This window comes from Erwinia aeris (genome assembly GCF_041224955.1).
Classification (GTDB): domain Bacteria; phylum Pseudomonadota; class Gammaproteobacteria; order Enterobacterales; family Enterobacteriaceae; genus Erwinia; species Erwinia aeris.
This window is the reverse complement of record NZ_JBGFFX010000001.1, coordinates 276,380-298,600: the sequence shown is the minus strand read 5'-3', so window position 1 is coordinate 298,600 and position 22,221 is coordinate 276,380. Positions and strand designations below refer to the sequence as shown.

The 22,221-nt window shown below is 57.8% G+C and carries 22 protein-coding genes and 1 pseudogene; 13 read left to right on the top strand and 10 right to left on the bottom strand.

Going from position 1 to position 22,221, the window contains the following annotated elements:
* Positions 1-30 precede the first annotated feature (30 nt).
* Positions 31-894 carry an RNase RNM gene (gene rnm, locus AB6T85_RS01555; RefSeq protein WP_301251638.1) on the bottom strand — a complete coding sequence of 288 codons (864 nt, stop codon included), beginning with the start codon at positions 892-894 and terminating at the stop codon, positions 31-33.
* Positions 895-1,168: 274 nt separating this feature from the next.
* Here rnm and AB6T85_RS01550 point away from each other — a divergent pair, with 274 nt between their 5' ends.
* From AB6T85_RS01550 to AB6T85_RS01525, 6 genes and pseudogenes are all read left to right on the top strand, one after another.
* Positions 1,169-2,728 (top strand): anthranilate synthase component 1, encoded by a 1,560-nt coding sequence (locus AB6T85_RS01550; protein WP_253453816.1) that lies wholly within the window; start codon positions 1,169-1,171, stop codon positions 2,726-2,728.
* Positions 2,728-4,318 (top strand): annotated as a pseudogene (trpD, locus tag AB6T85_RS01545) (bifunctional anthranilate synthase glutamate amidotransferase component TrpG/anthranilate phosphoribosyltransferase TrpD). Before AB6T85_RS01550 ends, trpD begins: the two are co-directional and overlap by 1 nt.
* 1 nt (position 4,319) lies before the next feature.
* Positions 4,320-5,678: a bifunctional indole-3-glycerol-phosphate synthase TrpC/phosphoribosylanthranilate isomerase TrpF gene (trpCF, locus tag AB6T85_RS01540; RefSeq protein WP_253453814.1), complete on the top strand. Its 1,359-nt coding sequence runs from the start codon at positions 4,320-4,322 to the stop codon at positions 5,676-5,678.
* Positions 5,679-5,724: 46 nt separating this feature from the next.
* Entirely contained in the window at positions 5,725-6,915 is a 1,191-nt protein-coding gene (gene trpB, locus AB6T85_RS01535) for a tryptophan synthase subunit beta (protein ID WP_301729477.1), read from the top strand.
* Positions 6,915-7,721: a tryptophan synthase subunit alpha gene (trpA, locus tag AB6T85_RS01530; protein WP_253453811.1), complete on the top strand. Its 807-nt coding sequence runs from the start codon at positions 6,915-6,917 to the stop codon at positions 7,719-7,721. Before trpB ends, trpA begins: the two co-directional genes overlap by 1 nt.
* Before the next feature lie 270 nt (positions 7,722-7,991).
* Positions 7,992-8,306, top strand: a complete 315-nt coding sequence (locus tag AB6T85_RS01525; protein ID WP_125287728.1) for a BON domain-containing protein — start codon at positions 7,992-7,994, stop codon at positions 8,304-8,306.
* 70 nt (positions 8,307-8,376) lie between these two features.
* Here the strand turns inward: AB6T85_RS01525 and ompW are convergent, their stop codons facing one another.
* A complete protein-coding gene (gene ompW / locus AB6T85_RS01520) occupies positions 8,377-9,012 on the bottom strand; it encodes an outer membrane protein OmpW (RefSeq protein ID WP_253453809.1) in 636 nt (211 codons plus the stop codon).
* Between the two features lie 349 nt (positions 9,013-9,361).
* Here ompW and AB6T85_RS01515 point away from each other — a divergent pair, with 349 nt between their 5' ends.
* From AB6T85_RS01515 to yciA, 3 genes are all read left to right on the top strand, one after another.
* The gene (locus AB6T85_RS01515) at positions 9,362-10,087 is read left to right on the top strand and encodes a YciC family protein (protein WP_369894659.1); all 726 of its coding nucleotides are present in this window, start codon (positions 9,362-9,364) and stop codon (positions 10,085-10,087) included.
* Between the two features lie 62 nt (positions 10,088-10,149).
* Positions 10,150-10,686 (top strand): septation protein A, encoded by a 537-nt coding sequence (locus AB6T85_RS01510; RefSeq protein WP_253453805.1) that lies wholly within the window; start codon positions 10,150-10,152, stop codon positions 10,684-10,686.
* A 40-nt stretch (positions 10,687-10,726) separates the two neighbouring features.
* Positions 10,727-11,146 (top strand): acyl-CoA thioester hydrolase YciA, encoded by a 420-nt coding sequence (gene yciA, locus AB6T85_RS01505; protein WP_253453803.1) that lies wholly within the window; start codon positions 10,727-10,729, stop codon positions 11,144-11,146.
* A gap of 60 nt (positions 11,147-11,206) precedes the next feature.
* On the opposite strand, the gene tonB is transcribed toward yciA, so the two are convergent.
* Positions 11,207-11,950, bottom strand: coding sequence for a TonB system transport protein TonB (gene tonB, locus AB6T85_RS01500; RefSeq protein ID WP_301251630.1), 744 nt, complete (start codon positions 11,948-11,950; stop codon positions 11,207-11,209).
* 201 nt (positions 11,951-12,151) lie between these two features.
* Between tonB and AB6T85_RS01495 the strand changes: the two genes are divergently transcribed.
* Positions 12,152-12,448 (top strand): YciI family protein, encoded by a 297-nt coding sequence (locus AB6T85_RS01495; protein WP_253453799.1) that lies wholly within the window; start codon positions 12,152-12,154, stop codon positions 12,446-12,448.
* 21 nt (positions 12,449-12,469) lie between these two features.
* The gene (locus AB6T85_RS01490) at positions 12,470-12,568 is read left to right on the top strand and encodes a YoaK family small membrane protein (protein ID WP_148101246.1); all 99 of its coding nucleotides are present in this window, start codon (positions 12,470-12,472) and stop codon (positions 12,566-12,568) included.
* 46 nt (positions 12,569-12,614) lie between these two features.
* On the opposite strand, the gene AB6T85_RS01485 is transcribed toward AB6T85_RS01490, so the two are convergent.
* The gene (locus AB6T85_RS01485; protein WP_125287735.1) at positions 12,615-12,788 is read right to left on the bottom strand and encodes a YciY family protein; all 174 of its coding nucleotides are present in this window, start codon (positions 12,786-12,788) and stop codon (positions 12,615-12,617) included.
* Between the two features lie 146 nt (positions 12,789-12,934).
* Between AB6T85_RS01485 and cls the strand changes: the two genes are divergently transcribed.
* Both cls and AB6T85_RS01475 read left to right on the top strand, forming a co-directional pair.
* Entirely contained in the window at positions 12,935-14,395 is a 1,461-nt protein-coding gene (cls, locus tag AB6T85_RS01480) for a cardiolipin synthase (protein WP_369894658.1), read from the top strand.
* A 45-nt stretch (positions 14,396-14,440) separates the two neighbouring features.
* The gene (locus AB6T85_RS01475) at positions 14,441-14,764 is read left to right on the top strand and encodes an HI1450 family dsDNA-mimic protein (RefSeq protein WP_125287737.1); all 324 of its coding nucleotides are present in this window, start codon (positions 14,441-14,443) and stop codon (positions 14,762-14,764) included.
* A 39-nt stretch (positions 14,765-14,803) separates the two neighbouring features.
* Here AB6T85_RS01475 and oppF read toward each other — a convergent pair whose 3' ends face one another.
* The 6 genes from oppF to AB6T85_RS01445 form a co-directional block, all read right to left on the bottom strand.
* Complete coding sequence (gene oppF, locus AB6T85_RS01470) at positions 14,804-15,802, bottom strand: murein tripeptide/oligopeptide ABC transporter ATP binding protein OppF (RefSeq protein WP_253453794.1); 999 nt, start codon at positions 15,800-15,802, stop codon at positions 14,804-14,806.
* Entirely contained in the window at positions 15,799-16,812 is a 1,014-nt protein-coding gene (locus AB6T85_RS01465; protein WP_253453792.1) for an ABC transporter ATP-binding protein, read from the bottom strand. Before AB6T85_RS01465 ends, oppF begins: the two co-directional genes overlap by 4 nt.
* Before the next feature lie 11 nt (positions 16,813-16,823).
* Positions 16,824-17,732, bottom strand: a complete 909-nt coding sequence (gene oppC / locus AB6T85_RS01460; RefSeq protein ID WP_125287740.1) for an oligopeptide ABC transporter permease OppC — start codon at positions 17,730-17,732, stop codon at positions 16,824-16,826.
* A gap of 14 nt (positions 17,733-17,746) precedes the next feature.
* Complete coding sequence (gene oppB, locus AB6T85_RS01455) at positions 17,747-18,667, bottom strand: oligopeptide ABC transporter permease OppB (protein ID WP_253453790.1); 921 nt, start codon at positions 18,665-18,667, stop codon at positions 17,747-17,749.
* 77 nt (positions 18,668-18,744) lie between these two features.
* Complete coding sequence (gene oppA / locus AB6T85_RS01450; protein ID WP_369894657.1) at positions 18,745-20,373, bottom strand: oligopeptide ABC transporter substrate-binding protein OppA; 1,629 nt, start codon at positions 20,371-20,373, stop codon at positions 18,745-18,747.
* 146 nt (positions 20,374-20,519) lie between these two features.
* The gene (locus AB6T85_RS01445) at positions 20,520-22,139 is read right to left on the bottom strand and encodes an ABC transporter substrate-binding protein (RefSeq protein WP_369894656.1); all 1,620 of its coding nucleotides are present in this window, start codon (positions 22,137-22,139) and stop codon (positions 20,520-20,522) included.
* Positions 22,140-22,221 lie beyond the last annotated feature (82 nt).

Here is a 22,221-nt window from a genome sequence, read left to right as displayed (position 1 = left end):
TCATGCCTGTCGCGCGACGGGCGAACAGGATCAAATTTCAGGAAAGCGCAGCCAGACGGCTTCCACACCGGCCGGAAGCCATAATTTTTTTCCCAGCTCTATCCACGGACAGGGCTGATGGAAATCAGATCCCTGCGACGCGGCCAGCTGGTAGTCCTGCGCGTAACGCGCCAGCTGCGTGCGCTCGTTGGGCGCCTGCTGGCACTGTGCGACCTCCATTGCATCCCCCCCTTCTTCTTTAAAGTGGGCGATTAAACGCTTCAACCATTTTGCGGAAAGGCCGTAGCGGCCCGGATGAGCCAACACGGCACGCCCGCCAGAATGATGAATAGCATCAATGGCTTGTTTAATTGTACACCACTGTGGCGGCACGTAGCCGGTTTTGCCGCGCGCCAGGTAATTTTTAAAGACCTGCGCCATATTATCGGCCTTGCCCTGCGCAATTAAGAAGCGGGCAAAATGGCCTCGGGTGATCGCGCCGCCGTCGGCCAGCGCCAGCGCGCCTTCCAGCGCACCGGGAATGCGCGCTTTCTCCAGCCGTTCAGCTATCAGCTGCGCGCGAACCATTCGACGATCGCTCTGTGCCTGCAGAAACTGCTTCAGCACGGGATGCTCTTCTTCCACGCCCAGTCCGACAATATGAATTTCGTGATTTTCCCATAGCGAAGAAACTTCGACGCCCGCTATCAGCCGCAGCGGCAGCTGGTGTCTGGCGATGGCTTCGCGGGCGGGCTGCACGCCGTCAACCGAATCGTGATCGGTGATAGCAAGGACACCGACGCGTTGCTCCACGGCTCTGAGCACCAGTTCTTCAGGCGTTAACAGGCCGTCAGAGGCGCGGGTGTGGCTGTGTAAATCGTAGATGGGCCAGGGATTAAGCGGGGTTGCAGACAAAACGACTCCGGAAAGCGCTAAAAAGGTCGCTGCATGATACCCGCAATTGCGGGCAAGAGAAAAAGAGTATTGACATTTCCGCCACGAACCAGTTAACTAGTACGCAAGTTCACACACAAGGTAGCGAAAAATGAAAAACACAATGACAACGAACGGCTGGTGGCGTACTTCTTCCTGAACGGGCGGAGAAGTCGTGCACGCAGCTGTCGCTGTAACGCTACCCAGGCCCGCCGCAAGCGGGCCTTTTTTTTAGCCAAATTTGAGAACTGACCTTATGCAAACGCAAACTACAGTGAAGTTGATTACCGGCGCCGCGCCCTACCGTGAGGATCCGGCCGCGCTCTTCCACCAGCTCTGCGGCGCGCGTCCCGCTACGCTGCTGCTGGAGTCGGCGGACATTGACAGCAAACGCAACCTGAAAAGCCTGCTGATTATCGACAGCGCGCTGCGCATTAAGGCGCTGGACGATACCGTTACCGTCCAGGCGCTGTCGGAGAATGGCCGCGCGCTGCTGCCGCTGCTGGATGCCGCGCTGCCGGAGTCGGTTATCAATACCGTACGTCCCGACGGCCGCGAGCTGCGTTTTCCGCAGGATAATGCGGTGCAGGATGAGGATTCCCGTCTGAAGACGCTGTCGGTGTTCGACGCGCTGCGCCTGATCCCGCATTTGCTGAAAAGCCCGGCGGACGAGCGCGAGGCGATGCTGCTTGGCGGCCTGTTCGCTTACGACCTGGTGGCAGGATTTGAAGATCTGCCCGGGCTGGACAACGACCAGCGCTGTCCCGATTACTGCTTTTATCTGGCCGAAACGTTACTGGTGATCGACCATCAGAGCCAGAGCGCACGCTTACAGGCCAGCCTGTTTACGGCAGCGCCCGGCGAATTTTTACGCCTGCAGCGCCGTATCGAACAGCTGCACGGCCAGATGCTGCAGCCCGCGTCCGCTATTCCGGTGCAGCCGCTGGAGACAATGTCGCTTGCCGTCAGCCAGAACGACGAAGAGTATTGCGCCGTGGTGCGCAAGATGCAGGAAGCCATCCGCAGCGGCGAAATCTTCCAGGTGGTGCCGTCGCGCCGTTTCTCGCTGCCCTGCCCGTCGCCGCTGGCCGCCTACGACACGCTGAAGAACAGCAACCCCAGCCCCTATATGTTTTTTATGCAGGATCAGGATTTCAGCCTGTTCGGCGCCTCGCCGGAAAGCTCGCTGAAGTATTCGGCCGACAGCCGCCAGATCGAAATTTATCCGATTGCCGGAACCCGCCCGCGCGGTCGTCATGCCGACGGCTCGCTGGATCGCGATCTCGACAGCCGTATCGAGCTGGAAATGCGTACCGACCATAAAGAACTGGCCGAGCACCTGATGCTGGTCGACCTGGCGCGTAACGATCTGGCGCGCATCTGCGAGCCGGGCAGCCGCTACGTGGCCGATTTAACCAAGGTCGACCGCTACTCTTTTGTGATGCACCTGGTTTCCCGCGTGGTAGGCAAACTGCGTGAGGATCTGGATGTGCTGCATGCCTACCGCGCCTGTATGAATATGGGCACGCTGAGCGGCGCGCCGAAAGTTCGCGCCATGCGCCTGATCGCCGAGGCGGAAGGCACCCGGCGCGGCAGCTACGGCGGCGCGGTCGGCTACTTTACCGCCAGCGGCGATCTGGATACCTGCATCGTGATCCGCTCAGCCTACGTCGAGGACGGCGTCGCTACCGTTCAGGCCGGCGCGGGCGTGGTGCTGGATTCCAACCCGCAGGCGGAAGCCGATGAGAGCCGCAATAAAGCCCGCGCGGTGCTGCGCGCCATCGCCACTGCCCATCATTGCAAGGAGATTTTCTGATGGCTGATATTCTGCTGCTCGACAATATCGACTCTTTTACCTGGAACCTCGTCGACCAGGTGCGCGCTTTCGGTCATAACGTAGTGATCTACCGCAATAACGTGCCTGCCGACACGCTGATCGCCCGTTTGCAGGAGATGGACAATCCGGTGCTGCTGCTGTCGCCAGGCCCTGGCGCGCCGTCCGATGCGGGCTGTATGCCGGAACTGCTGCGGCGCCTGCGCGGACAGCTGCCGATTATCGGGATCTGCCTGGGCCATCAGGCAATTGTGGAAGCCTACGGCGGCCACGTCGGCCAGGCGGGCGAGATCCTGCACGGTAAAGCCTCAGCCATCGCCCATGACGAGTCGGCCATGTTCGCCGGGCTGAGCAATCCGCTGCCCGTGGCACGCTACCACTCGCTGGTCGGCAGCAACGTACCGATTGAGCTAACAATTAACGCGACTTTTAACGGCATGGTGATGGCGGTGCGTCACGACGCCGACCGCGTCTGCGGTTTCCAGTTTCACCCGGAATCGATTCTGACCAGCCAGGGCGCACGCCTGCTGGAGCAGACCCTGGCCTGGGCGCTGGCGAAATAAGGAGAGCATGATGAACGCAATACTGGAAAAACTGTACCAGGCGCAGACCCTGACCCGTGAAGAGAGCCACCAGCTGTTCTCCGCCATTGTCACCGGACAGCTGGAGCCAACCCAGCTGGCCGGCGCGCTGATCGCCATGAAGATCCGCGGCGAACGGCCTGAAGAGATCGCCGGGGCCGCCACGGCGCTGCTGGCGGACGCCAAACCCTTTCCGCGCCCGGAGTACGCCTTTGCCGATATCGTTGGCACCGGCGGCGACGGCAGCAACAGCATCAATATTTCTACCGCCAGCGCCTTTGTGGCGGCGGCCTGCGGGCTGAAGGTGGCAAAACATGGCAACCGCAGCGTCTCCAGCAAATCCGGATCTTCCGATCTGCTGGCAGCATTCGGCATCAATCTGGCTATGCCAGCCGAACAGGCGCGCCAGGCGCTGGACGATCTTAACGTCTGCTTCCTGTTTGCGCCGCAGTACCATACCGGGTTCCGCCACGCGATGCCGGTGCGCCAGCAGCTGAAGACCCGCACGCTGTTCAACGTGCTTGGCCCGCTAATCAACCCGGCGCGGCCGCCGCTGGCGGTGATCGGCGTTTACAGCCCGGAGCTGGTGCTGCCGATTGCCCAGACGCTGAAAGTGCTGGGCTATCAGCGCGCGGCGGTGGTGCACGGCGGCGGCATGGACGAAGTGGCGCTGCACAGCGCGACGCAGGTGGCGGAGCTGCGTGACGGCGAAATCACCAGCTATCAGCTGACGCCAGAAGATTTTGGCCTGAGCTATCATCCCCAGGAGGCGCTGGCGGGCGGCTCGCCGGAAGAAAACCGTGACATTCTGACGCGATTGCTCCAGGGTAAAGGCGAGCAGGCGCACGAAGAGGCCGTGGCCGTTAACGTCGCGCTGCTGCTGAAGATTTTCGGCCAGGAAGACTTACGGGAAAATGCGCAAAAGGCGCTGAAAGCGATCCGCAGCGGCCAGGCCTATGAGCGCGTGGTCGCGCTGGCAGCAAGAGGATAATATGGAAACCGTACTGAACAAAATTGTGCAGGATAAGGCGATTTGGCTGGCCGAGCGCCAGCAGCGCCAGCCGCTGGCCTCGTTTCAGAACGAGATCGAACCGGCGACCCGCAGCTTTTATCATGCGCTGTCAGGCGCCAGAACCGTTTTTATTCTGGAATGCAAAAAGGCCTCGCCCTCAAAAGGCGTGATCCGGGAAGATTTCGATCCGGCCGCCATTGCGGGCGTTTATAAAGATCACGCTTCGGCCGTTTCGGTACTGACCGACGAAAAATATTTCCAGGGCAGCTTCGATTTTCTGCCGGTGGTCAGCGCCGCCATTACCCAGCCCGTGCTGTGCAAAGATTTTATTATCGATCCGTATCAAATTTATCTGGCGCGCTACTACCAGGCAGACGCGATCCTGCTGATGCTTTCCGTAGTGAATGACGAGCAGTATCGCCAGCTGGCCGCCGTGGCGCACAGCCTGAATATGGGCGTACTGACTGAGGTGATCAGCGACGAAGAGCTGGCTCGCGCCACCGCGCTGGGCGCCAAAGTGGTTGGCATCAATAACCGTGACCTGCGCGATCTCTCTATCGATCTCGACCGCACGCGTCGTCTTGCGCCTAAAGTTGCCCATGGCGTAACGGTGATCAGCGAATCAGGCATCAATAACTATGCTCAGGTTCGCGAGCTGAGCCACTTCGCCAACGGCTTTTTAATCGGCTCCGCCCTGATGTCGGAGGCGGATCTTTCCGCCGCCGTGCGTCGGGTCATTATTGGCGATAACAAAGTGTGCGGCCTGACCCGCGCCGGGGATGCGCGGAGCGCGCTGGAAGCCGGGGCGGTCTACGGCGGCCTGATTTTCGCCGAAGGCTCGCCACGCAAAGTGACGCCGGAGCAGGCGAAAACGGTGATGGCGGGCGGCGCGCTGAAATACGTCGGCGTGTTCCGTAACAACTCCCTTAGTGACGTTGTCACTATCAGCCGCGAGCTGGGCCTTTCTGCCGTACAGCTGCATGGTGATGAAGATCGGGATTTTGTCGCCGAGCTACGCCGTCAGCTGCCGGATGAGGTAAAAATCTGGAAGGCGTTCAGCATTCGTTCCGCGCTGCCTGCCCGCGACTGGCCGCACGTCGATCGCTACGTCTTTGACAACGGCAGCGGCGGCACCGGCAACCGTTTCGACTGGGCACTGCTGGAAGGCGAAAAGCTGGATAACGTGCTGCTGGCGGGCGGCCTGGGCGCCGACAACTGCGTCAGCGCCGCCCGACTTGGCTGCGCCGGCCTGGATTTTAACTCCGGCGTCGAAAGTGCACCCGGCCTGAAGGATGCGGACAAAATCGCCTCGGTGTTTCAAACGCTGAGAGCCTACTGACCGTCTGGCGTCGCTACGGCGGCGCAACTGCGAATAAGGAAGCGAAATGACTTTATTAAATCCCTGGTTTGGCGAGTTCGGCGGTATGTACGTGCCGCAGATCCTGATGCCCGCGCTGCAACAGCTGGAAGAGGCCTTTGTCAGCGCCCAGCGCGATCCTGAGTTTCAGGCGGAATTCCTCGGCCTGCTGAAAAATTACGCCGGTCGCCCCACTGCGCTGACGCTGTGTAAGAACCTGACCAAAGGCACCAAAACCCGTCTTTACCTGAAGCGTGAAGATCTGCTGCACGGCGGCGCGCACAAAACCAATCAGGTGCTGGGCCAGGCGCTGCTGGCGAAGCGCATGGGCAAAACCGAAATTATCGCGGAAACCGGTGCGGGCCAGCACGGCGTCGCTTCGGCGCTCGCCAGCGCCCTGCTGGGTCTGAAGTGCCGCATCTATATGGGCGCCAAGGATATTGAGCGCCAGTCGCCCAACGTGTTCCGCATGAAGCTGATGGGCGCAGAGGTGATCCCAGTGCACAGCGGCTCCGCCACGCTGAAAGATGCCTGTAACGAGGCGCTGCGCGACTGGTCGGGCAGCTATGAAAACGCCCACTATATGTTAGGCACGGCGGCGGGCCCGCATCCTTTCCCGACTATAGTGCGCGAATTCCAGCGCATGATCGGTGAAGAAACTAAAGTGCAGATCCAGGAGCAGGAAGGCCGCCTGCCGGATGCGATTATCGCCTGCGTGGGCGGCGGCTCCAACGCTATCGGCATGTTCGCGGACTTTATCGACGAGGCTTCCGTCGGGCTGATTGGCGTGGAGCCTGCCGGTCACGGTATTGAAACCGGCGAGCACGGCGCGCCGCTGAAGCATGGCCGCGTCGGCATCTATTTCGGTATGAAAGCGCCGATGATGCAGACGGAAGAGGGTCAGATTGAGGAGTCCTATTCGATTTCCGCCGGTCTGGATTTCCCTTCCGTGGGGCCGCAGCACGCGCATCTGAACAGCATCGGCCGCGCCGACTACGTTTCCATTACCGATGACGAAGCGCTGGACGCGTTTAAAATCCTTTGCCGCAGCGAAGGCATTATTCCCGCGCTGGAGTCTTCCCACGCGCTGGCTCACGCCCTGAAAATGATGCGTGAAGCGCCGGAAAAAGAGCAGCTGCTGGTGGTGAACCTGTCCGGCCGCGGCGATAAAGATATTTTCACCGTGCACGAGATTCTGACAGCGAAGGGAGAGATCTGATGGAACGTTATGACCAGCTTTTTCAGCGGCTGAACGCGCGTAAGGAAGGCGCCTTTGTGCCTTTCGTCACCCTGGGCGATCCCACGCCCGAGCTGTCGCTGCAAATTATCGATGCGCTGATCGCGGGCGGCGCCGACGCGCTGGAGCTGGGGATCCCCTTCTCCGATCCGCTGGCCGACGGCCCGACCATCCAGAACGCCACGCTGCGCGCCTTTGCCGCCGGCGTGACGCCCAGCCACTGCTTTGAGCTGCTGGCCGCCGTCCGCCAGAAGCATCCGACCATCCCGATCGGGCTGCTGATGTACGCTAACCTGGTCTTCGCCAACGGCATCGACAACTTTTATGCGCGCTGCCAGCAGGCGGGCGTGGATTCCGTGCTGATTGCAGACGTGCCGGTCGAAGAGTCCGCGCCGTTCCGCCAGTCGGCAATGCGGCATAATGTTGCGCCGATCTTTATTTGCCCGCCGAACGCCAGCGACGATCTGCTGCGCGAGATCGCTTCACACGGGCGCGGCTATACCTATCTGCTTTCCCGCGCGGGCGTAACCGGCACGGAAAGCCGTGGCGTCAGCCAGTCGTTGCATCATCTGGTGGACAAGCTGACCGAATACCACGCCGCGCCGCCGCTACAGGGCTTCGGGATTTCTGAACCGTCTCAGGTGAAGGAAGCGCTTGCCGCTGGCGCAGCGGGTGCGATTTCCGGCTCCGCTATCGTCAAAATCATCGAGCGTCATCACAATGAACCGGCCACGATGCTGGCCGAGCTGGAAGCTTTCGTCGCGAAGCTGAAGGCCGCCACGCGCTAACCGTCCGCCCTGTCGCTCTGGCAGGGCTTTGCCCCTCCTGTACTTTTATTATTTTTGCGGCTCAGTCGTGATTGCTGAGCCGTTACGCCCGCCCGATCGAGAGCAGGCCAGCCGCGTAGCCTCAGGCAGCAGCTTTACCGCCCCGTAAACAAGTAACACGCTCTTTTTGCGCTGTTTTGTGGAAAATTCGCCGCCCAGGTCTACGCTTCTTTTACAGAGCGAATCTGTAATCACGGCCCAGGCCATTCGGAAATAACAGGGAGATTTACCATGAAGCTGTTTAAAATGTTGACGGGTATGGTTATCGCAGCCGTTGTGGCTGTTTCAGTTAGCGCCTGCGCGCCAACGGCAAAGCAGGAAGGCACAGGCGGCTATATTGACGACACCGTCATCACCACCAAAGTTAAAACGCAGCTGCTGAACGATGAAGCGCTGAAGTCCCGTGAAATCAACGTGGAAACCTTTAAGGGTCGCGTACAGCTCAGCGGTTTCGTCAGCTCGGCCCAGATGGCCAGCCGTGCCGTGCAGGTGACCCGCAGCGTGAAAGGCGTGAAGTCCGTAGTAAATAATATGCAGATCAAATAACGCTTTTCGGGCGTAACAGGATCGACAAAAGGCGCAGCGTATGCGCCTTTTTGCTGTCTGACGGCGGCGATCAGAAGCGGTAACCCGCGCCAAAGAAGAACACGAACGGGTTGATATGGGTGTCGATACTCTGGCGGCCTGCGCCCGCCGCGTCAAAGCGCACTTTGGTATTAATATCCATGTACCACAGCGAGGCGTTCAGCATCCACTGCGGCGTTAGCTGATAGTCCAGGCCGACCTGGCCCGCCACGCCCCAGCTGTTTTTTACGCTCAGGTTGCTCAGGCCCGCATCGCGGCCGGTCTGGTTAAAATCGGTGTCATAAAACATGGTGTAGTTCACGCCGATACCGGCATAGGGCTGCAGCTTGCTGTTGTTATCCATGAAATACCACTGCGCCATCAGCGTTGGCGGCAGCTGATGCACGGTAGCCAGCGTGCCGGTAGAGGCCAGCCCGACCTTGTGACGGAACGGCGTGGCGCCCAGCAGCTCAACGCCGACGTGATCGGTCAGCATATAGGTAAACGTCAGGCCCAGCTGGGTATTGTTGTTGATGTCGAATTCGCCCAGTCCCAGGACGTTATCCGAGCCGCCGGTTGGACGCACGGTCGCGGAACCCGCACGCATAAAGAAATCGCCAGCCTGATGTGCCGAAGCGGCTACCGGCGCGCAGGCCGCGACCAACAAGGCCAATACTGAAATTTTCATAATCACTCCTGTGTACATAGAAAAAAGCGCAAATTGTCACCCTTATTTTTAATGCGCTGATTTTATCTTTATTTTCAGAAAGATCACCCTCACAGAAACACAATAAACGGCAAATCCACTAAAAATTGATCTGGATCAAAACCACCTTTATTTCATAAAGAAAAATTAAGTTAAAAAGTGATCTGATGCGGGTTTATTGGCCAGATAGTGTTATATGAAGCGTGCAGGCGGTGTACGTCAGACGGCACGAGAAATCGCCAAAGCGAAAGTTGTGTAAGCCAGGGTGCCAGGTTGGCTTAAGACCATGTACAATCGCCGGATCGCTAAATTCGGCTCTCAAGGAGTGTACATGTCATTCACGGCGGCTTCGTTATACCGTGACACGGGAAATTTCTTTCGCCATCAGTTTGTTACCATCGTACTGATCGCGCTGTTAACCTCTTTTATTACGGTACTGATCGGCCATGCGCTGACGCCTGATATTTCCGGGCTGGCGGATGGCAACAGCGGCTCAATGAGCCTGATGGAGTGGATCCGTACCATGACGCCAGAACAGCAGCAGCAGCTGCTGCACGCTTCCGCTGCGGGTACGCTTGCCTCGCTGGTCGGCAATACGCTGCTGCTGGGCGCGATGCTCTGCCTGATCCCTATGGTTACCGCCGGCGAGCGCGTCAGCGCCCTGCGCGCCATGGGCGCTTCCGCGCCGATGCTGCTGCGACTGCTGCCGCTGGTGTTTTTTATGACGCTGATTATTCAGCTCGGCTTTATGGCGTTGATGGTGCCCGGCATTATTTTCGCTATCATCCTGTCGCTGTCGCCGATGATCATGACGGCGGAAAAAGTCGGCATTTTCGCCGCGATGCGCGCCAGCACTCGGCTGGTGTGGGGACATGTTAAGGTGGTGGCGCCCGCTATCCTGGGCTGGCTGCTGGCGAAGGTGCTGGTGCTGCTGATGGCCTCGTCGCTGACCGTGCTGCCGGCCAACGTCACCTCGGTGCTGCTGAACGCGCTAAGCAATCTCGTTTCGGCGCTGCTGATCATTTACCTCAGCCGCCTGTATATGCTGTTACGTTAATCAGTCGCTGCGCGCTTCACCGGCGCGCAGCCGATGTGTTGATCTGATAACCGGAAGCCCTTATGAAGCAGTTACTCGATTTTCTTCCTCTCGTGGTCTTTTTCGTTTTTTATAAGCTCTACGATATTTTCGTCGCCTCGGGCGCGCTGATCGTCGCCACCGCGCTGGCGCTGGTAGCCAGCTGGCTGCTTTATCGCAGGCTGGAGAAGATGACCATCGTCACTTTTGTGCTGGTCGCCGTTTTCGGCACGCTGACGCTTGTTTTTCATAATGACGAATTTATTAAATGGAAAGTCACGGTTATCTACACGCTGTTCTCTGCCGCGCTGCTCTACAGCCAGTTCTGGATGAAACAGACGCTGATCCAGAGCATGTTGGGTAAAGAGCTGACGTTACCGCAGGCCGCGTGGCGCAGGCTGAACGTGGCCTGGGCGATATTCTTTCTGGCCTGTGGCCTGGCCAATATCTACGTCGCCTTTTGGCTACCGCAGGATTTCTGGGTTAACTTTAAAGTGTTTGGCCTGACCGGCCTGACTCTGCTCTTCACCCTGCTCAGCGGCGTCTATATCTATCGCCTGATGCCGCAGGAAGAAAAATAATTCAGCGCCGGATACGGCGTTTTTATGCGGAAGCAAGATAATGAGCGACGAACAACGACAGCCTGAGGGCGAAATGGTGCTGCGCACGCTGGCTATGCCTGCGGATACTAACGCCAACGGCGATATCTTCGGCGGCTGGCTGATGTCACAAATGGATATGGGCGGCGCCATTCTGGCAAAAGAGATCGCGGGCGGCCGCGTGGTGACGGTGCGGGCTGACGGCATGACCTTTCTGAAGCCGGTTGCGGTAGGTGACGTGGTCAGCTGTTATGCGCGCTGCATTCGTACCGGCAGCAGCTCGATTACGATTAACGTAGAAGTCTGGATTAAGAAGGTGTCTTCAGAACCGATTGGCCAGCGCTACTGTACCACCGAAGCGGTATTTATCTACGTTGCCGTTGACAGCGAAGGCAAATCGCGACCGCTGCCACCGGAAAAAAGCCATTTTAGCGAAGCGTAACGGCATAAAAAACGGGAGCAAAATTTGCTCCCGTTTTTTTATGATGGGCAACATCACCCGTTACTCAATGCTGCTGCCGCCGTTGATTTTAAAGACAACGTTCATTTTCAAATCCTTGCCCGGCTTGCCCGCCTCATAGCGCCACTTACGCATGGCGTTTTTCACTTCACGCTCGAACATATTGCGCGGCTCGGCCTCGAGAATGCGGATATTTCCCACCTGCCCCGAGCTGTCCACGTCAAATTGCACGCGAACATGCCCTTCCAGACGCAGCGCAAAGGCGCGTGACGGATAGGCCGGTTTGCCAATGCTCATCGCTTTCGGGCCGGAAGAGACGGCCGTTGAAGGCGCTGCCGATGTTTTCGGCGCGGTAGAAGGTTTGGTCGCGGTAGCCGTACGATCGTTATTCAACGGCGCGGCCTGGCGAGGCTCCTCGCGCGGCTTCACCTCTTTCTTCGGCTTCACCACTTCCTTTTTAGGCTTAGGTTTGGGTTTAGGCCTGGGAACGGGTTTCGGGATCGGCACCGGTTCCGCTTTAGGCGGCTCCGGCTCCGGCACGGGTTCAGGTTCGGGTTCAGGCTCCGCTACCGGCTGCGGCGCAGGCTGGGGCGCTGGCTGTGGCTCCGGCTGCACTTCCGGCGCGACCAGAGAGACGCTGATAGGCTGAGACGCTTTTGGCACTTCCACGGTCTGGTGAAAAGAAGCATAAAGTATTCCGCCAATCACCACGGCGTGCAGACCCACGGAAAGCAGGGTCGGTAGCGAAAGTCGGCGAGGAAATGAAGTTTCTGTCAGCGTCGTCATAATCTTTCTGCTGTAAAAGTTGAGGCGTAAGTTTAAATGCAAATAGCAATCAGTTTCAACAACTCGCCTCTTTTCAGGCGTGAATTTGTCAGAAAATCGGTTAGCCTTACGCGCCGCGCCTGCAAGAGCATCTTTCATTTGCAGAATAGCGAACGATGCCTTAACGTGATCGCCAATCATTAGCGATGGACAGGAGTTAACGTGCTCTACGTAATTTATGCAGAAGATAATGCGGATTCACTGACAAAGCGGCAGGCGGTTCGCCCCGCGCATGTGGCACGTTTGCAGCTGTTACAGGATGAGGGACGCCTGATTATCGCCGGGCCGATGCCGGCGGTGGACAGCAACGAACCTGGCGTGGCGGGCTTTACCGGCTCTACCGTGATCGCCGAGTTCTCGTCGCTGGAAGAGGCGCAATCCTGGGCGCAGGACGATCCTTATATCGCCGCGGGCGTGTATAAGCAGGTTGCCGTTAAACCATTTAAGCGCACGTTTTAACGCCTTCCGCCTGGAACCCTGATGAAAATTGGCTATCTTTTCCCGGCCGCGGTCGGTATAGCAGGCGCGGCGCTGCTGATATGGTTTATCGCCAGCGGCGCCTGGATGCCGGGCGCCTGAGGCGCAGGCAGTAAAAGAAACCCGGCGCAAGGCCGGGTATTTACGCTCAGACCAGCTGGGTAATAAACAGAATAGAACGACGCTGCTGTTGGCTTAGCTGATGGCGAATGGCGTGCATCCGTCCGTAGCGTCTCGACTGCCCTTCCAGCCAGCGCGCCCGTCGGCGCTGAATTTGACGCGACATGCGCCAGCGTGCGACTTCATTTCTACTCCGTCTCATATTACCCTCTTCGCTTGCAAAAACTCGCGCCGCATTATAAAGACTTCTGTCTCTACGCCAAGTCCGATGACTTGAGGAAAAGGTTTCGTCCGCTCCGATCTGCACGTAAACTCCTGTAATCAGAGGTGAACAGGACTTCCGCTTTTATGACGACTTTTTATACTTTAATGAGCTGGCTGCTGCTGTTTGGTTACTGGCTGCTGATTGCCGGGGTCACGCTGCGCATTCTGATGAAGCGCCGCGCGGTGCCTTCGGCGATGGCCTGGCTGCTGATTATTTATATTCTCCCTCTGGTAGGCATCGTCGCCTATCTTTCCTTTGGCGAGCTGCATCTGGGGAAGCGTCGTGCCGAACGCGCCCGCACCATGTGGCCTTCCACCGCCAAATGGCTGAACGATCTGAAATCCTGTCACCATATTTTTGCCCGTGATAACAGCGACGTGGCGCGCTCGCTGTTTCAGCTTTGTGAAAACCGTCAGGGTATCGCCGGGGTAAAAGGTAACCAGCTACAGCTGCTCACCTCTACGGACGATACGATGCAGGCGCTGATCCGCGATATCCAGCTGGCTCGCCATAATATCGAGATGGTGTTTTATATCTGGCAGCCCGGCGGCATGGCGGATGAAGTGGCGGAAGTGCTGATGGCGGCGGCGCGGCGCGGCGTTCACTGTCGGCTGATGCTGGACTCCGCCGGCAGCGTGCAGTTTTTCCGCAGCGACTTGCCCGCGATGATGCGCAACGCGGGCATTGATGTCGTGGAGTCGTTGAAAGTCAGCCTGCTGCGCGTCTTTTTACGCCGCATGGATCTGCGCCAGCATCGCAAAGTGGTGCTGATCGATAACTATATTGCCTATACCGGCAGCATGAACCTGGTCGATCCGCGCTTTTTTAAACAGGATGCGGGCGTGGGCCAGTGGATTGACCTGATGGCGCGCATGGAAGGCCCGGTGGCAACCACCATGGGCATCATTTACTCCTGCGACTGGGAGATTGAAACCGGCAAGCGCATTCTGCCGCCGCCGCCGGACGGCACTATTATGCCTTTCGAGCAGGAAAGCGGCCACACCATTCAGGTTATCGCCTCCGGGCCGGGCTTTCCTGAAGATCTGATTCACCAGGCGCTGCTGACCGCCGTCTATTCGGCGCGCGAGCAGCTGATTATGACCACGCCCTATTTCGTGCCCAGCGACGATTTGCTGCACGCTATCTGTACCGCCGCGCAGCGCGGCGTCGAGGTGAGCATTATCGTGCCAAGACATAATGATTCACTGCTGGTAGGCTGGGCGAGCCGCGCTTTTTTTGCGGAACTGCTGGAAGCGGGCGTCAGAATTTATCAGTTTGAAGAAGGCCTGCTGCATACCAAAAGCGTGCTGGTTGACGGGCAGCTGAGCCTCATCGGCACGGTTAACCTGGATATGCGCAGCCTGTGGCTCAATTTCGAGATTACGCTGGTGATTGATGATGACGGTTTCGGCGGCGATCTGGCGCGCGTACAGGATGATTATATCGCCCGTTCGCGGCTGCTGGATGCAAAACAGTGGACGCGGCGCGCCTGGTGGCAGAGGATTGTCGAACGACTGTTTTATTTCTTCAGCCCGCTGTTGTAAAACGAGCGGCATTGCACAGCCCTGACGGGCATTATGGGAAATTTTATGGATTTAAATAACCGCCTTACCGAAGATGAAACCCTGGAACAGGCCTACGATATTTTTCTGGAGCTGGCGGGCGATAATCTCGATCCGGCTGATATCCTGCTCTTTAATCTTCAGTTTGAAGAGCGCGGCGGTGCAGAGCTGCACGATCCCGCCGAGGACTGGGCCGAGCATGTGGATTTCGATCTGAACCCGGACTTTTTTGCCGAGGTGGTGATTGGCCTGGGAGAAAACGACGGCGACCCGGTGACCGATATCTTCGCTCGCGTCCTGCTGTGCCGCGAAAAAGACCACAAGCTCTGCCATATTCTGTGGCGTGAATAAACCGCAGCCGCATCCCGTCGCCGGGATGCGGTCTGGTTTTTATAACGGATCGACCTTCAGGCAGGAGACCGCATGACGGAAGCTGCCTTCCAGCAGCGGACGCGTTTTGGCACACTCCGGCCCGGCTATCGGACAGCGGGTGCGAAATACGCAGCCCGACGGCGGATCGATCGGCGAAGGCAGCTCCCCTTCCAGCAGCTGGATAACCTTGTTTTTCTCCAGGTCGGGATCGGGGATCGGCACGGCGGACATTAAAGCCCTGGTGTAAGGATGCTGCGGGTTCTGATAAACCTCATCATAGGTGCCCAGCTCTACCGCATGACCCAGATACATCACCAGCACGCGATCGGAGATATGTTTTACCACCGCCAGATCGTGGGCGATAAAGATCAGCGACAGCCCCATCTCGCGCTGTAGCTGCTGGAGCAGGTTGACCACCTGCGCCTGAATAGAAACATCCAGCGCGGAAACCGGCTCGTCGCAGATAATCAGTTTGGGCTCCAGAATTAACGCCCGGGCAATGCCGATGCGCTGGCACTGGCCGCCTGAAAATTCGTGCGGGTAGCGGTTAATCAGGTTCGGCAGCAGCCCCACCTTCATCATCATTGTTTTGACCCGCTCTTTGACTTCCTGACGCGCCATTTTGGGATGATAGGTACGCAGCGGTTCAGCAATAATATCGCCGATGGTCATACGCGGATTCAGCGAGGCCAGCGGATCCTGAAATATCATCTGGATATCGCTACGCGCCCTGCGCCACTCCTCTTCGCTTTGCCCCAGCAGGTCGCGGCCCAGCCAGGCGACGCGCCCTTCCGTGGCCTTGACCAGCCCGATGATGGCGCGGGCCAGCGTTGATTTCCCGCAGCCGGACTCGCCCACCACGCCCAGGGTTTCGCCTTCGTACAGGCGCAGGCTGACGCCGTCCACGGCCTTCAGCGTTTTCGGCGGCTGCCAGAACCACTGCCCGCTGTCTTTGATCGCGAAATGCACTTTCAGATCGGCGATTTCCAGCAGAACGTTCTTTTCTGTCGTGCTCATACCAGCTCCTCCGCAGGTTTAAAGCAGGCGCGCAGCCGCTCCTGTCCAAACGGCTCCAGCGGCGGCATCGTGGCGCAAATTTCCATCGCGTGCGGACAGCGAGGCTGAAACGGACAGCCTTTTGGCAGCCGCAGCAGGTTGGGCGGATTGCCGGGAATGGTGGTCAGGGATTCGCCCTCCGCGTCGAGGCGCGGCACGGCGTTGAGCAAACCAATCGAATAAGGGTGCGTTGGCTGATAGAAGATATCGCGCGCTTTGCCGTACTCCATCGTACGTCCGGCATACATCACCAGCACGCGATCGCAGATGCCCGCCACCACGCCCAAATCATGGGTGATCATAATAATCGCGGTGTTGAACTCTCTTTTCAGATCGTTGAGCAGCGTCATAATTTGCGCCTGCACGGTGACGTCCAGCGCCGTGGTCGGTTCGTCGGCAATCAGCAGCTTAGGCCGACACAGCAGCGCCATCGCGATCATCACGCGCTGCCGCATCCCGCCGGAGAACTCGTGCGGATACATCTTCATGCGCTTGCGCGCCTCGGGCATTTTCACCGCATCCAGCATCCGCACCGATTCTTCAAAAGCCTGCGCGCTGCTCAAGCCTTTATGCAGCTGCAGCACTTCCATCAGCTGCTCGCCCACCCGCATATAGGGATTCAACGAGGTCATGGGATCCTGAAAAATCATCGCGATCTGCTCGGCCCGCAGCCGGTTAAGCTGCTTTTCCGGTAGATTAAGGATCTCATTACCGCGAAAACGCGCCGAGCCGCCGATGCGCCCGTTGCCCGCCAGCAGCCCCATCAGCGCAAAAGCCGTCTGCGACTTGCCGGAGCCGGACTCGCCGACGATGCCCAGCGTTTCGCCCGCCCGCAGGTCAAAATTAAGGTCGTTAACGGCGGTCACATCGCCGTCCGGCGTGGTGAAAGTCACGCGCAAATCTTTTACCGACAGCAGCAGTTCGCTTCCCGCCTGCGTGGCCATCGCTGGCTGTAATTGTGTAACGTTCATCGGGAAACTCCTTAGCGATCTTTCGGGTCGAGGGCATCACGCAGACCATCGCCGATAAAGTTGAAACAGAACAGCGTCACCACCAGAAAACCGGCCGGGAACAGCAGCAGCCACGGCGAGACTTCCATCGAGTTGGCGCCGTCGCTGAGCAGCGCGCCCCAGCTGCTCAACGGCTCCTGCGTGCCCAGGCCTAAGAAGCTGAGGAAGGATTCAAACAGGATCATGCTCGGCACCAGCAGCGAGGCATAAACCACCACCACGCCCAGCACGTTAGGCACGATATGGCGCAGCACGATGCTGGCGGTAGAGACGCCGCCGACATGCGCCGCCTCGATAAACTCTTTGCGCTTCAGGCTCAGCGTCTGGCCGCGCACGATACGCGCCATATCCAGCCAGGAAACCAGCCCAATCGCCACGAAAATCAGCAGGATATTACGGCCAAAAAAGGTCACCAGCAGGATCACGAAGAACATAAACGGAAAGGAGTTAAGGATTTCCAGCAGGCGCATCATCACCGAATCGACTTTGCCGCCCAGGTAACCGGCCAGCGAGCCGTAAAGCGTGCCCACCAGCACCGCCACCAGCGCGGAAGCGATGCCGACCATCAGCGAGATCCGTCCGCCGATCGCCACGCGCACCAGCAGATCGCGTCCCGACGAGTCCGTGCCGAAGTAGTGCTTAGACACCATATCCGGCGCGCTGGACATCATGCCCCAGTCGGTATCATCGTAGGTGAACGAGGAGAGCATGGGCGCGAAGATCACAAAGAGCGCAATCAGCACCAGCACGCTCAGGCTGGCCAGCGCCGCCCGGTTATGAATAAAGCGACGGCGGGCGTCCTGCCACAGGCTGCGGCCTTCGATCTCCAGCTTTTCGCTAAAGGCGTCGAGAGCTTCGCTGTTTTTCTTACTCAGTATCATGGCGAACTCCGCGATTAATAACGAATTTTTGGATCGATAACCGCATAAAGCACGTCAACGATCGCGTTAAAAAGAATGGTCAACACGCCGACCAGAATGGTCAGGCTGAGCACCAGCGAGTAGTCGCGGTTCAGCGCGCCATTCACGAACAGCTGCCCAATACCCGGCAGGCCGTAAATGGTTTCGATAACCATTGAACCGGTAATAATGCCGACAAACGCCGGGCCAAGGTAGGAAAGCACCGGCAGCATCGCAGGCTTCAACGCGTGGCGCAGAATAATGCGGCGCATCGGCAACCCTTTAGCGCGCGCCGTGCGGATAAAGTTGGCGTGAAGCACCTCGATCATCGATCCGCGCGTGATGCGGGCGATACTGGCGATATAGGCCAGCGACAGCGCCACCATCGGCAAAATCATGTACTGGATAGCCCCGCCGTTCCAGCCGCCGCCCGGCAACCATTTCAGCACAATGGCGAACACCAGCACCAGCAGCGGCGCCACCACAAAGCTGGGGATCACCACGCCGGTCATCGCCACGCCCATCACCAGGAAATCCCATTTGCTGTTCTGCTTCAGCGCGGCTATTACGCCCGCCGTCACGCCCAGCACAATCGCCAGGATAAAAGCAGCAAAACCCAGTTTGGCCGATACCGGAAAGGCGTGTCCGACCAGGTAGTTGACCGAATAGTCTTTGTATTTAAACGACGGCCCGAAATCGCCGCGCGCCAGCTGGATCAAATAGTCCAGATACTGTTTCCAGATGGGATCGTTTAAATGATATTTGGCTTCGATGTTCGCCATCACTTCGGGCGACAGCGTACGCTCGCCGGTAAAAGGGCTGCCGGGTGCGAGGCGCATCATAAAGAAAGAGATAGTAATCAGGATCAGTAACGTCGGAATCGCTTCCAGAAAACGACGAAAAATAAATTTTAACATTGCCCGTACCTGCTGGCCTGTGCTTCAGCACTGCTCAAAAGAATTACGTGGGGGAAGCGTCCCTCCCCCGATTTTTTTTAGTGTTTGATGATGTAGAGATTTTTGTCGTAGAGATAGTTCAGCGGATCTTTGCCGGTATAGCCGCCGACGTAAGGCTTAACCAGGCGCGTATTGGCGTAGTAGAACACCGGCGCGATGGTTGAGTCTTTATCCAGCTGCTGCTCCGCCTGGGTATAGGCCTTGCTGCGGGCCGCCTCGTCGCTGGCCGCCGTGGCCGACGCCATAATTTTATCGAAGGCTGGCGATTTATAGTGCGAGGTATTGTTGCTGCTGTCGGAGAGCATGGTGTTCAGGAACGAGGTCGGCTCGTTATAGTCCGCACACCAGGCGGCGCGCGCCACGTCAAAATTGCCCTGATGACGGGTATCCAGGAAGGTTTTCCACTCCTGGTTATTCAGCTTGATATTGACGCCCAGGTTTTTCTTCCAGATCGACGAGACGGCGATAGCCAACTTCTTATGCAGATCGGAAGTGTTATAAAGCAGCTCGAAGGTCAGCGGCTTATCGGCAGTGTAGCCCGCTTCCGCCAGCAGTTTTTTCGCCTCTTCGTTACGCTTCTCTTGCGTCCAGCTCATCCATTCCGGCTTGACTAAATCGGCGCCGTCAATGGCCGGCGGTGTATAGCTCCAGGCGGGCTGCTGACCCTGCGCCAGCACTTTATTGACCATGATATCGCGGTCCAGCCCCAGCTTCAGCGCGGTGCGGACTCGAGGATCGTTAAAAGGCGCTTTCTGATTGTTGAGTTCGTAATAATAGGTGCAGAGATAAGGATCGACGCGCAATTCCTTCGGATTCTCTTTTTGCAACTTTTTAAACAGCTCGATCGGCAGGTTGGTGTAGGTCATATCGCTGCCGTTGCTGCTGAAGTAGCGGTTAACGTCGTTAACTTCAGAAGGGATCGGCAGGAAGGTAACCTTATCGAGCACGGTATGCGCGTTGTCCCAATACTGCGGGTTGCGCACCACGACGATGCGCTCGTTAATAATGTGTTCCTGTAGCTTATAGGCGCCGTTGCCGACCCAGTTTTCCGGCTGCGTCCACTTTTCGCCAGCCTTGTCGATAGCGGGTTTATAAACCGGCGACATGGATGGATGGATCAGCAGCTTATAAAAATAAGGCACCGATTCGGTCAAAGTGACCTGAAGCGTGTGCGCATCAAGCGCCTTTACGCCCAGCTGGTCGGGCTTCTGCTTGCCCGCGATAATATCGTCGATATTGGCCAGATGCCCGTACTGCAGGTAGCTGGCATAAGGCGATGCCGTTTTAGGGTCGGCCAGGCGCTGCCAGCTATAGACGAAATCCTGTGCGGTGACCGGCTCGCCGTTAGACCATTTAGCGTTGTTGCGCAGATGGAAAGTCCAGACTTTGCCGTCCTTGTTTTCCCAGCTTTCCGCCACGCCCGGAATGGGATGGCCGTTGGTGTCGTTGATCAGCAGCCCTTCCAGCAGGTCGTAGCTGACGTTAGATTCCGGCACGCCTTCAATTTTATGGGGATCCAGCGACTGCACTTCGTCGCCGTTGCCTTTAATCAGCTCCTGCTTAGCGGCAAGCTGCACGCCTGCGGGCACCGTGGCGGCCGATGCCATGCCGGTCAGCGCGCTCAGAATACCCAGCGCCAGCAGGCGCTTTTTCGTGATGTTGGTCATTTTGCTACTCCAGTTTTTATTATTACCGGGACGCTTTAGCTATCCCTCTTTGCCGGGCCACGGCTCATGACGGGGAACGAATACGTCACGGCCGTTTTTTATTTGCCCTGGCTGCTGTCATCACTAGCTATTACCTTCCTTACAAATCAATGCTTTATAATATATAAATATTTTATATCCGGCTGATCCTGCGGATCTTTACCGGTAAAACCGCCAACCCAGGGCTTGATCAACCTTGCGCTGACGCGGTAATAGACGGGAACGATAGCGGAATCGCGATCGAGCTGCTGCTCGGCCTGCTGATAAAGCGAGGCGCGCTGTGCGGCATCGTCAGCCGACAGCGTTTTTGCCAACAGCTCGTCGAATTTATCGCTTTTATAGAACGCCGTGTTGTTGGAAGACTGGCTCTGCATGGCGTTAAGAAAGGTGGAGGGTTCGTTGTAGTCGGCGCACCAGGTAGCGCGAGCCACCTCAAAATCGCCCTGATGCCGGGTATCCAGCATGGTTTTCCACTCCTGATTATCCAGCGTGACCTGCGCGCCCAGGTTTTTCTGCCACATTGAAGCCGCAGCGATAGCCTGCTTTTTATTTAAATCGGAAGTGTTATAAAGCAGTCGGAAACGCAGCGGTTTTTCCGCGCTGTAGCCTGCCTCGCTCAGCAAGGCCTTCGCCTGTTCGTTGCGCTGTTGCTGCGTCAGCTTCATCCAGGCCGGTGGAGGTAAATCCGCGCCGTCAATAAAAGGCGGCGTAAACCCGCCCGCCGGGATCTGCCCCTGCCCCATAATCTTGTTGGCGATAATATCGCGATCCAGGGTCAGCTTGACCGCTGTACGCACGCGCGGATCGTTAAACGGCGGTCGCTTATTATTCAGTTCATAATAGAAGGTGCACAGCAGCGGGCTGACGCGCACCTGAGTGCCCAGCGTTTTCTTCAGCATGGGGAAAAGCTCGGGCGGCAGCACGCTGTTGGTCATATCGATTTCGCCGCTGCGATAGCGGTTAACATCGGTCGCTTCAGACGTTATGGGCAGAAAGGTGGCCGTTTCGATAGTGGTCTGCGCATTGTTCCAGTAGTGAGGATTGCGCTTCAGCACGATTTTTTCGTTGATTACCCAGTCGCTGAGGGTATAAGCGCCGTTGCCGACGTAGTGCGCAGGCTGCGTCCACTTCTCGCCCCACTGTTCGACGGCTTTACGGTTTACCGGCTTCAGTGCCGCGTAGGCCGCCAGCGCGATAAAATAAGGTACCGGCTCGCTCAGCACTATCTGTAGATGAGTGTCGTCAACCGCGCGGATGCCAAGACTTGTCGGTGGTTTTTTTCCGGCCAGGATCTCGTCAATGTTTTCAATATGCGCGTATTGCAGATAGCTGGCATAGGGTGAAGCCGTATGCGGATCGGCCAGGCGCTGCCAGCTGTAAACGAAATCCTGTGCGGTTACCGGCTCGCCGTTGCTCCACGTGGCCTTACGCAGCGTAAAATTCCAGACCTTGCCCGCCTCGCTGTGCCAGCTCTCGGCCATACCCGGCACGATATGGCCATTGTTGTCGGTCGCCACCAGCCCTTCCAGCAGGTTGATCACCACGTTGCTTTCCGGCACGCCCTCAATTTTTTGCGGGTCGAGCGTGGAGACTTCGCCGCCGTTATTAATCGTGATGCTTTGCTGCGGGGCCAGTGCAATGCCTGCGGGCGCAGCGCTCAGGGAGGAAGCGGTCAACGCGCTAAAGACAGCGACGGCCAGCTTCAGAGGCTTCAGCAATAATCTCATTAAACGATTTCTACCTCTGTACGAAAATTTCTGACGTAAACGTTGCCTGACAGGCTTTGCACATCTGATGCCAGTTTTGTCC

Excerpts from the sequence above, each read along its gene's own strand:
- oppA (WP_369894657.1), bottom strand. The coding sequence starts at position 20,373 with ATGACCAACATCACGAAAAAGCGCCTGCTGGCGCTGGGTATTCTGAGC.
- AB6T85_RS01550 (WP_253453816.1), top strand. The coding sequence starts at position 1,169 with ATGCAAACGCAAACTACAGTGAAGTTGATTACCGGCGCCGCGCCCTAC.
- AB6T85_RS01475 (WP_125287737.1), top strand. The coding sequence starts at position 14,441 with ATGGATTTAAATAACCGCCTTACCGAAGATGAAACCCTGGAACAGGCC.
- AB6T85_RS01465 (WP_253453792.1), bottom strand. The coding sequence starts at position 16,812 with ATGAACGTTACACAATTACAGCCAGCGATGGCCACGCAGGCGGGAAGC.
- AB6T85_RS01445 (WP_369894656.1), bottom strand. The coding sequence starts at position 22,139 with ATGAGATTATTGCTGAAGCCTCTGAAGCTGGCCGTCGCTGTCTTTAGC.
- AB6T85_RS01515 (WP_369894659.1), top strand. The coding sequence starts at position 9,362 with ATGTCATTCACGGCGGCTTCGTTATACCGTGACACGGGAAATTTCTTT.
- AB6T85_RS01510 (WP_253453805.1), top strand. The coding sequence starts at position 10,150 with ATGAAGCAGTTACTCGATTTTCTTCCTCTCGTGGTCTTTTTCGTTTTT.
- AB6T85_RS01490 (WP_148101246.1), top strand. The coding sequence starts at position 12,470 with ATGAAAATTGGCTATCTTTTCCCGGCCGCGGTCGGTATAGCAGGCGCG.
- ompW (WP_253453809.1), bottom strand. The coding sequence starts at position 9,012 with ATGAAAATTTCAGTATTGGCCTTGTTGGTCGCGGCCTGCGCGCCGGTA.
- oppF (WP_253453794.1), bottom strand. The coding sequence starts at position 15,802 with ATGAGCACGACAGAAAAGAACGTTCTGCTGGAAATCGCCGATCTGAAA.
- AB6T85_RS01525 (WP_125287728.1), top strand. The coding sequence starts at position 7,992 with ATGAAGCTGTTTAAAATGTTGACGGGTATGGTTATCGCAGCCGTTGTG.
- oppC (WP_125287740.1), bottom strand. The coding sequence starts at position 17,732 with ATGATACTGAGTAAGAAAAACAGCGAAGCTCTCGACGCCTTTAGCGAA.
- trpB (WP_301729477.1), top strand. The coding sequence starts at position 5,725 with ATGACTTTATTAAATCCCTGGTTTGGCGAGTTCGGCGGTATGTACGTG.
- oppB (WP_253453790.1), bottom strand. The coding sequence starts at position 18,667 with ATGTTAAAATTTATTTTTCGTCGTTTTCTGGAAGCGATTCCGACGTTA.
- yciA (WP_253453803.1), top strand. The coding sequence starts at position 10,727 with ATGAGCGACGAACAACGACAGCCTGAGGGCGAAATGGTGCTGCGCACG.
- AB6T85_RS01485 (WP_125287735.1), bottom strand. The coding sequence starts at position 12,788 with ATGAGACGGAGTAGAAATGAAGTCGCACGCTGGCGCATGTCGCGTCAA.
- trpCF (WP_253453814.1), top strand. The coding sequence starts at position 4,320 with ATGGAAACCGTACTGAACAAAATTGTGCAGGATAAGGCGATTTGGCTG.
- trpA (WP_253453811.1), top strand. The coding sequence starts at position 6,915 with ATGGAACGTTATGACCAGCTTTTTCAGCGGCTGAACGCGCGTAAGGAA.
- cls (WP_369894658.1), top strand. The coding sequence starts at position 12,935 with ATGACGACTTTTTATACTTTAATGAGCTGGCTGCTGCTGTTTGGTTAC.
- tonB (WP_301251630.1), bottom strand. The coding sequence starts at position 11,950 with ATGACGACGCTGACAGAAACTTCATTTCCTCGCCGACTTTCGCTACCG.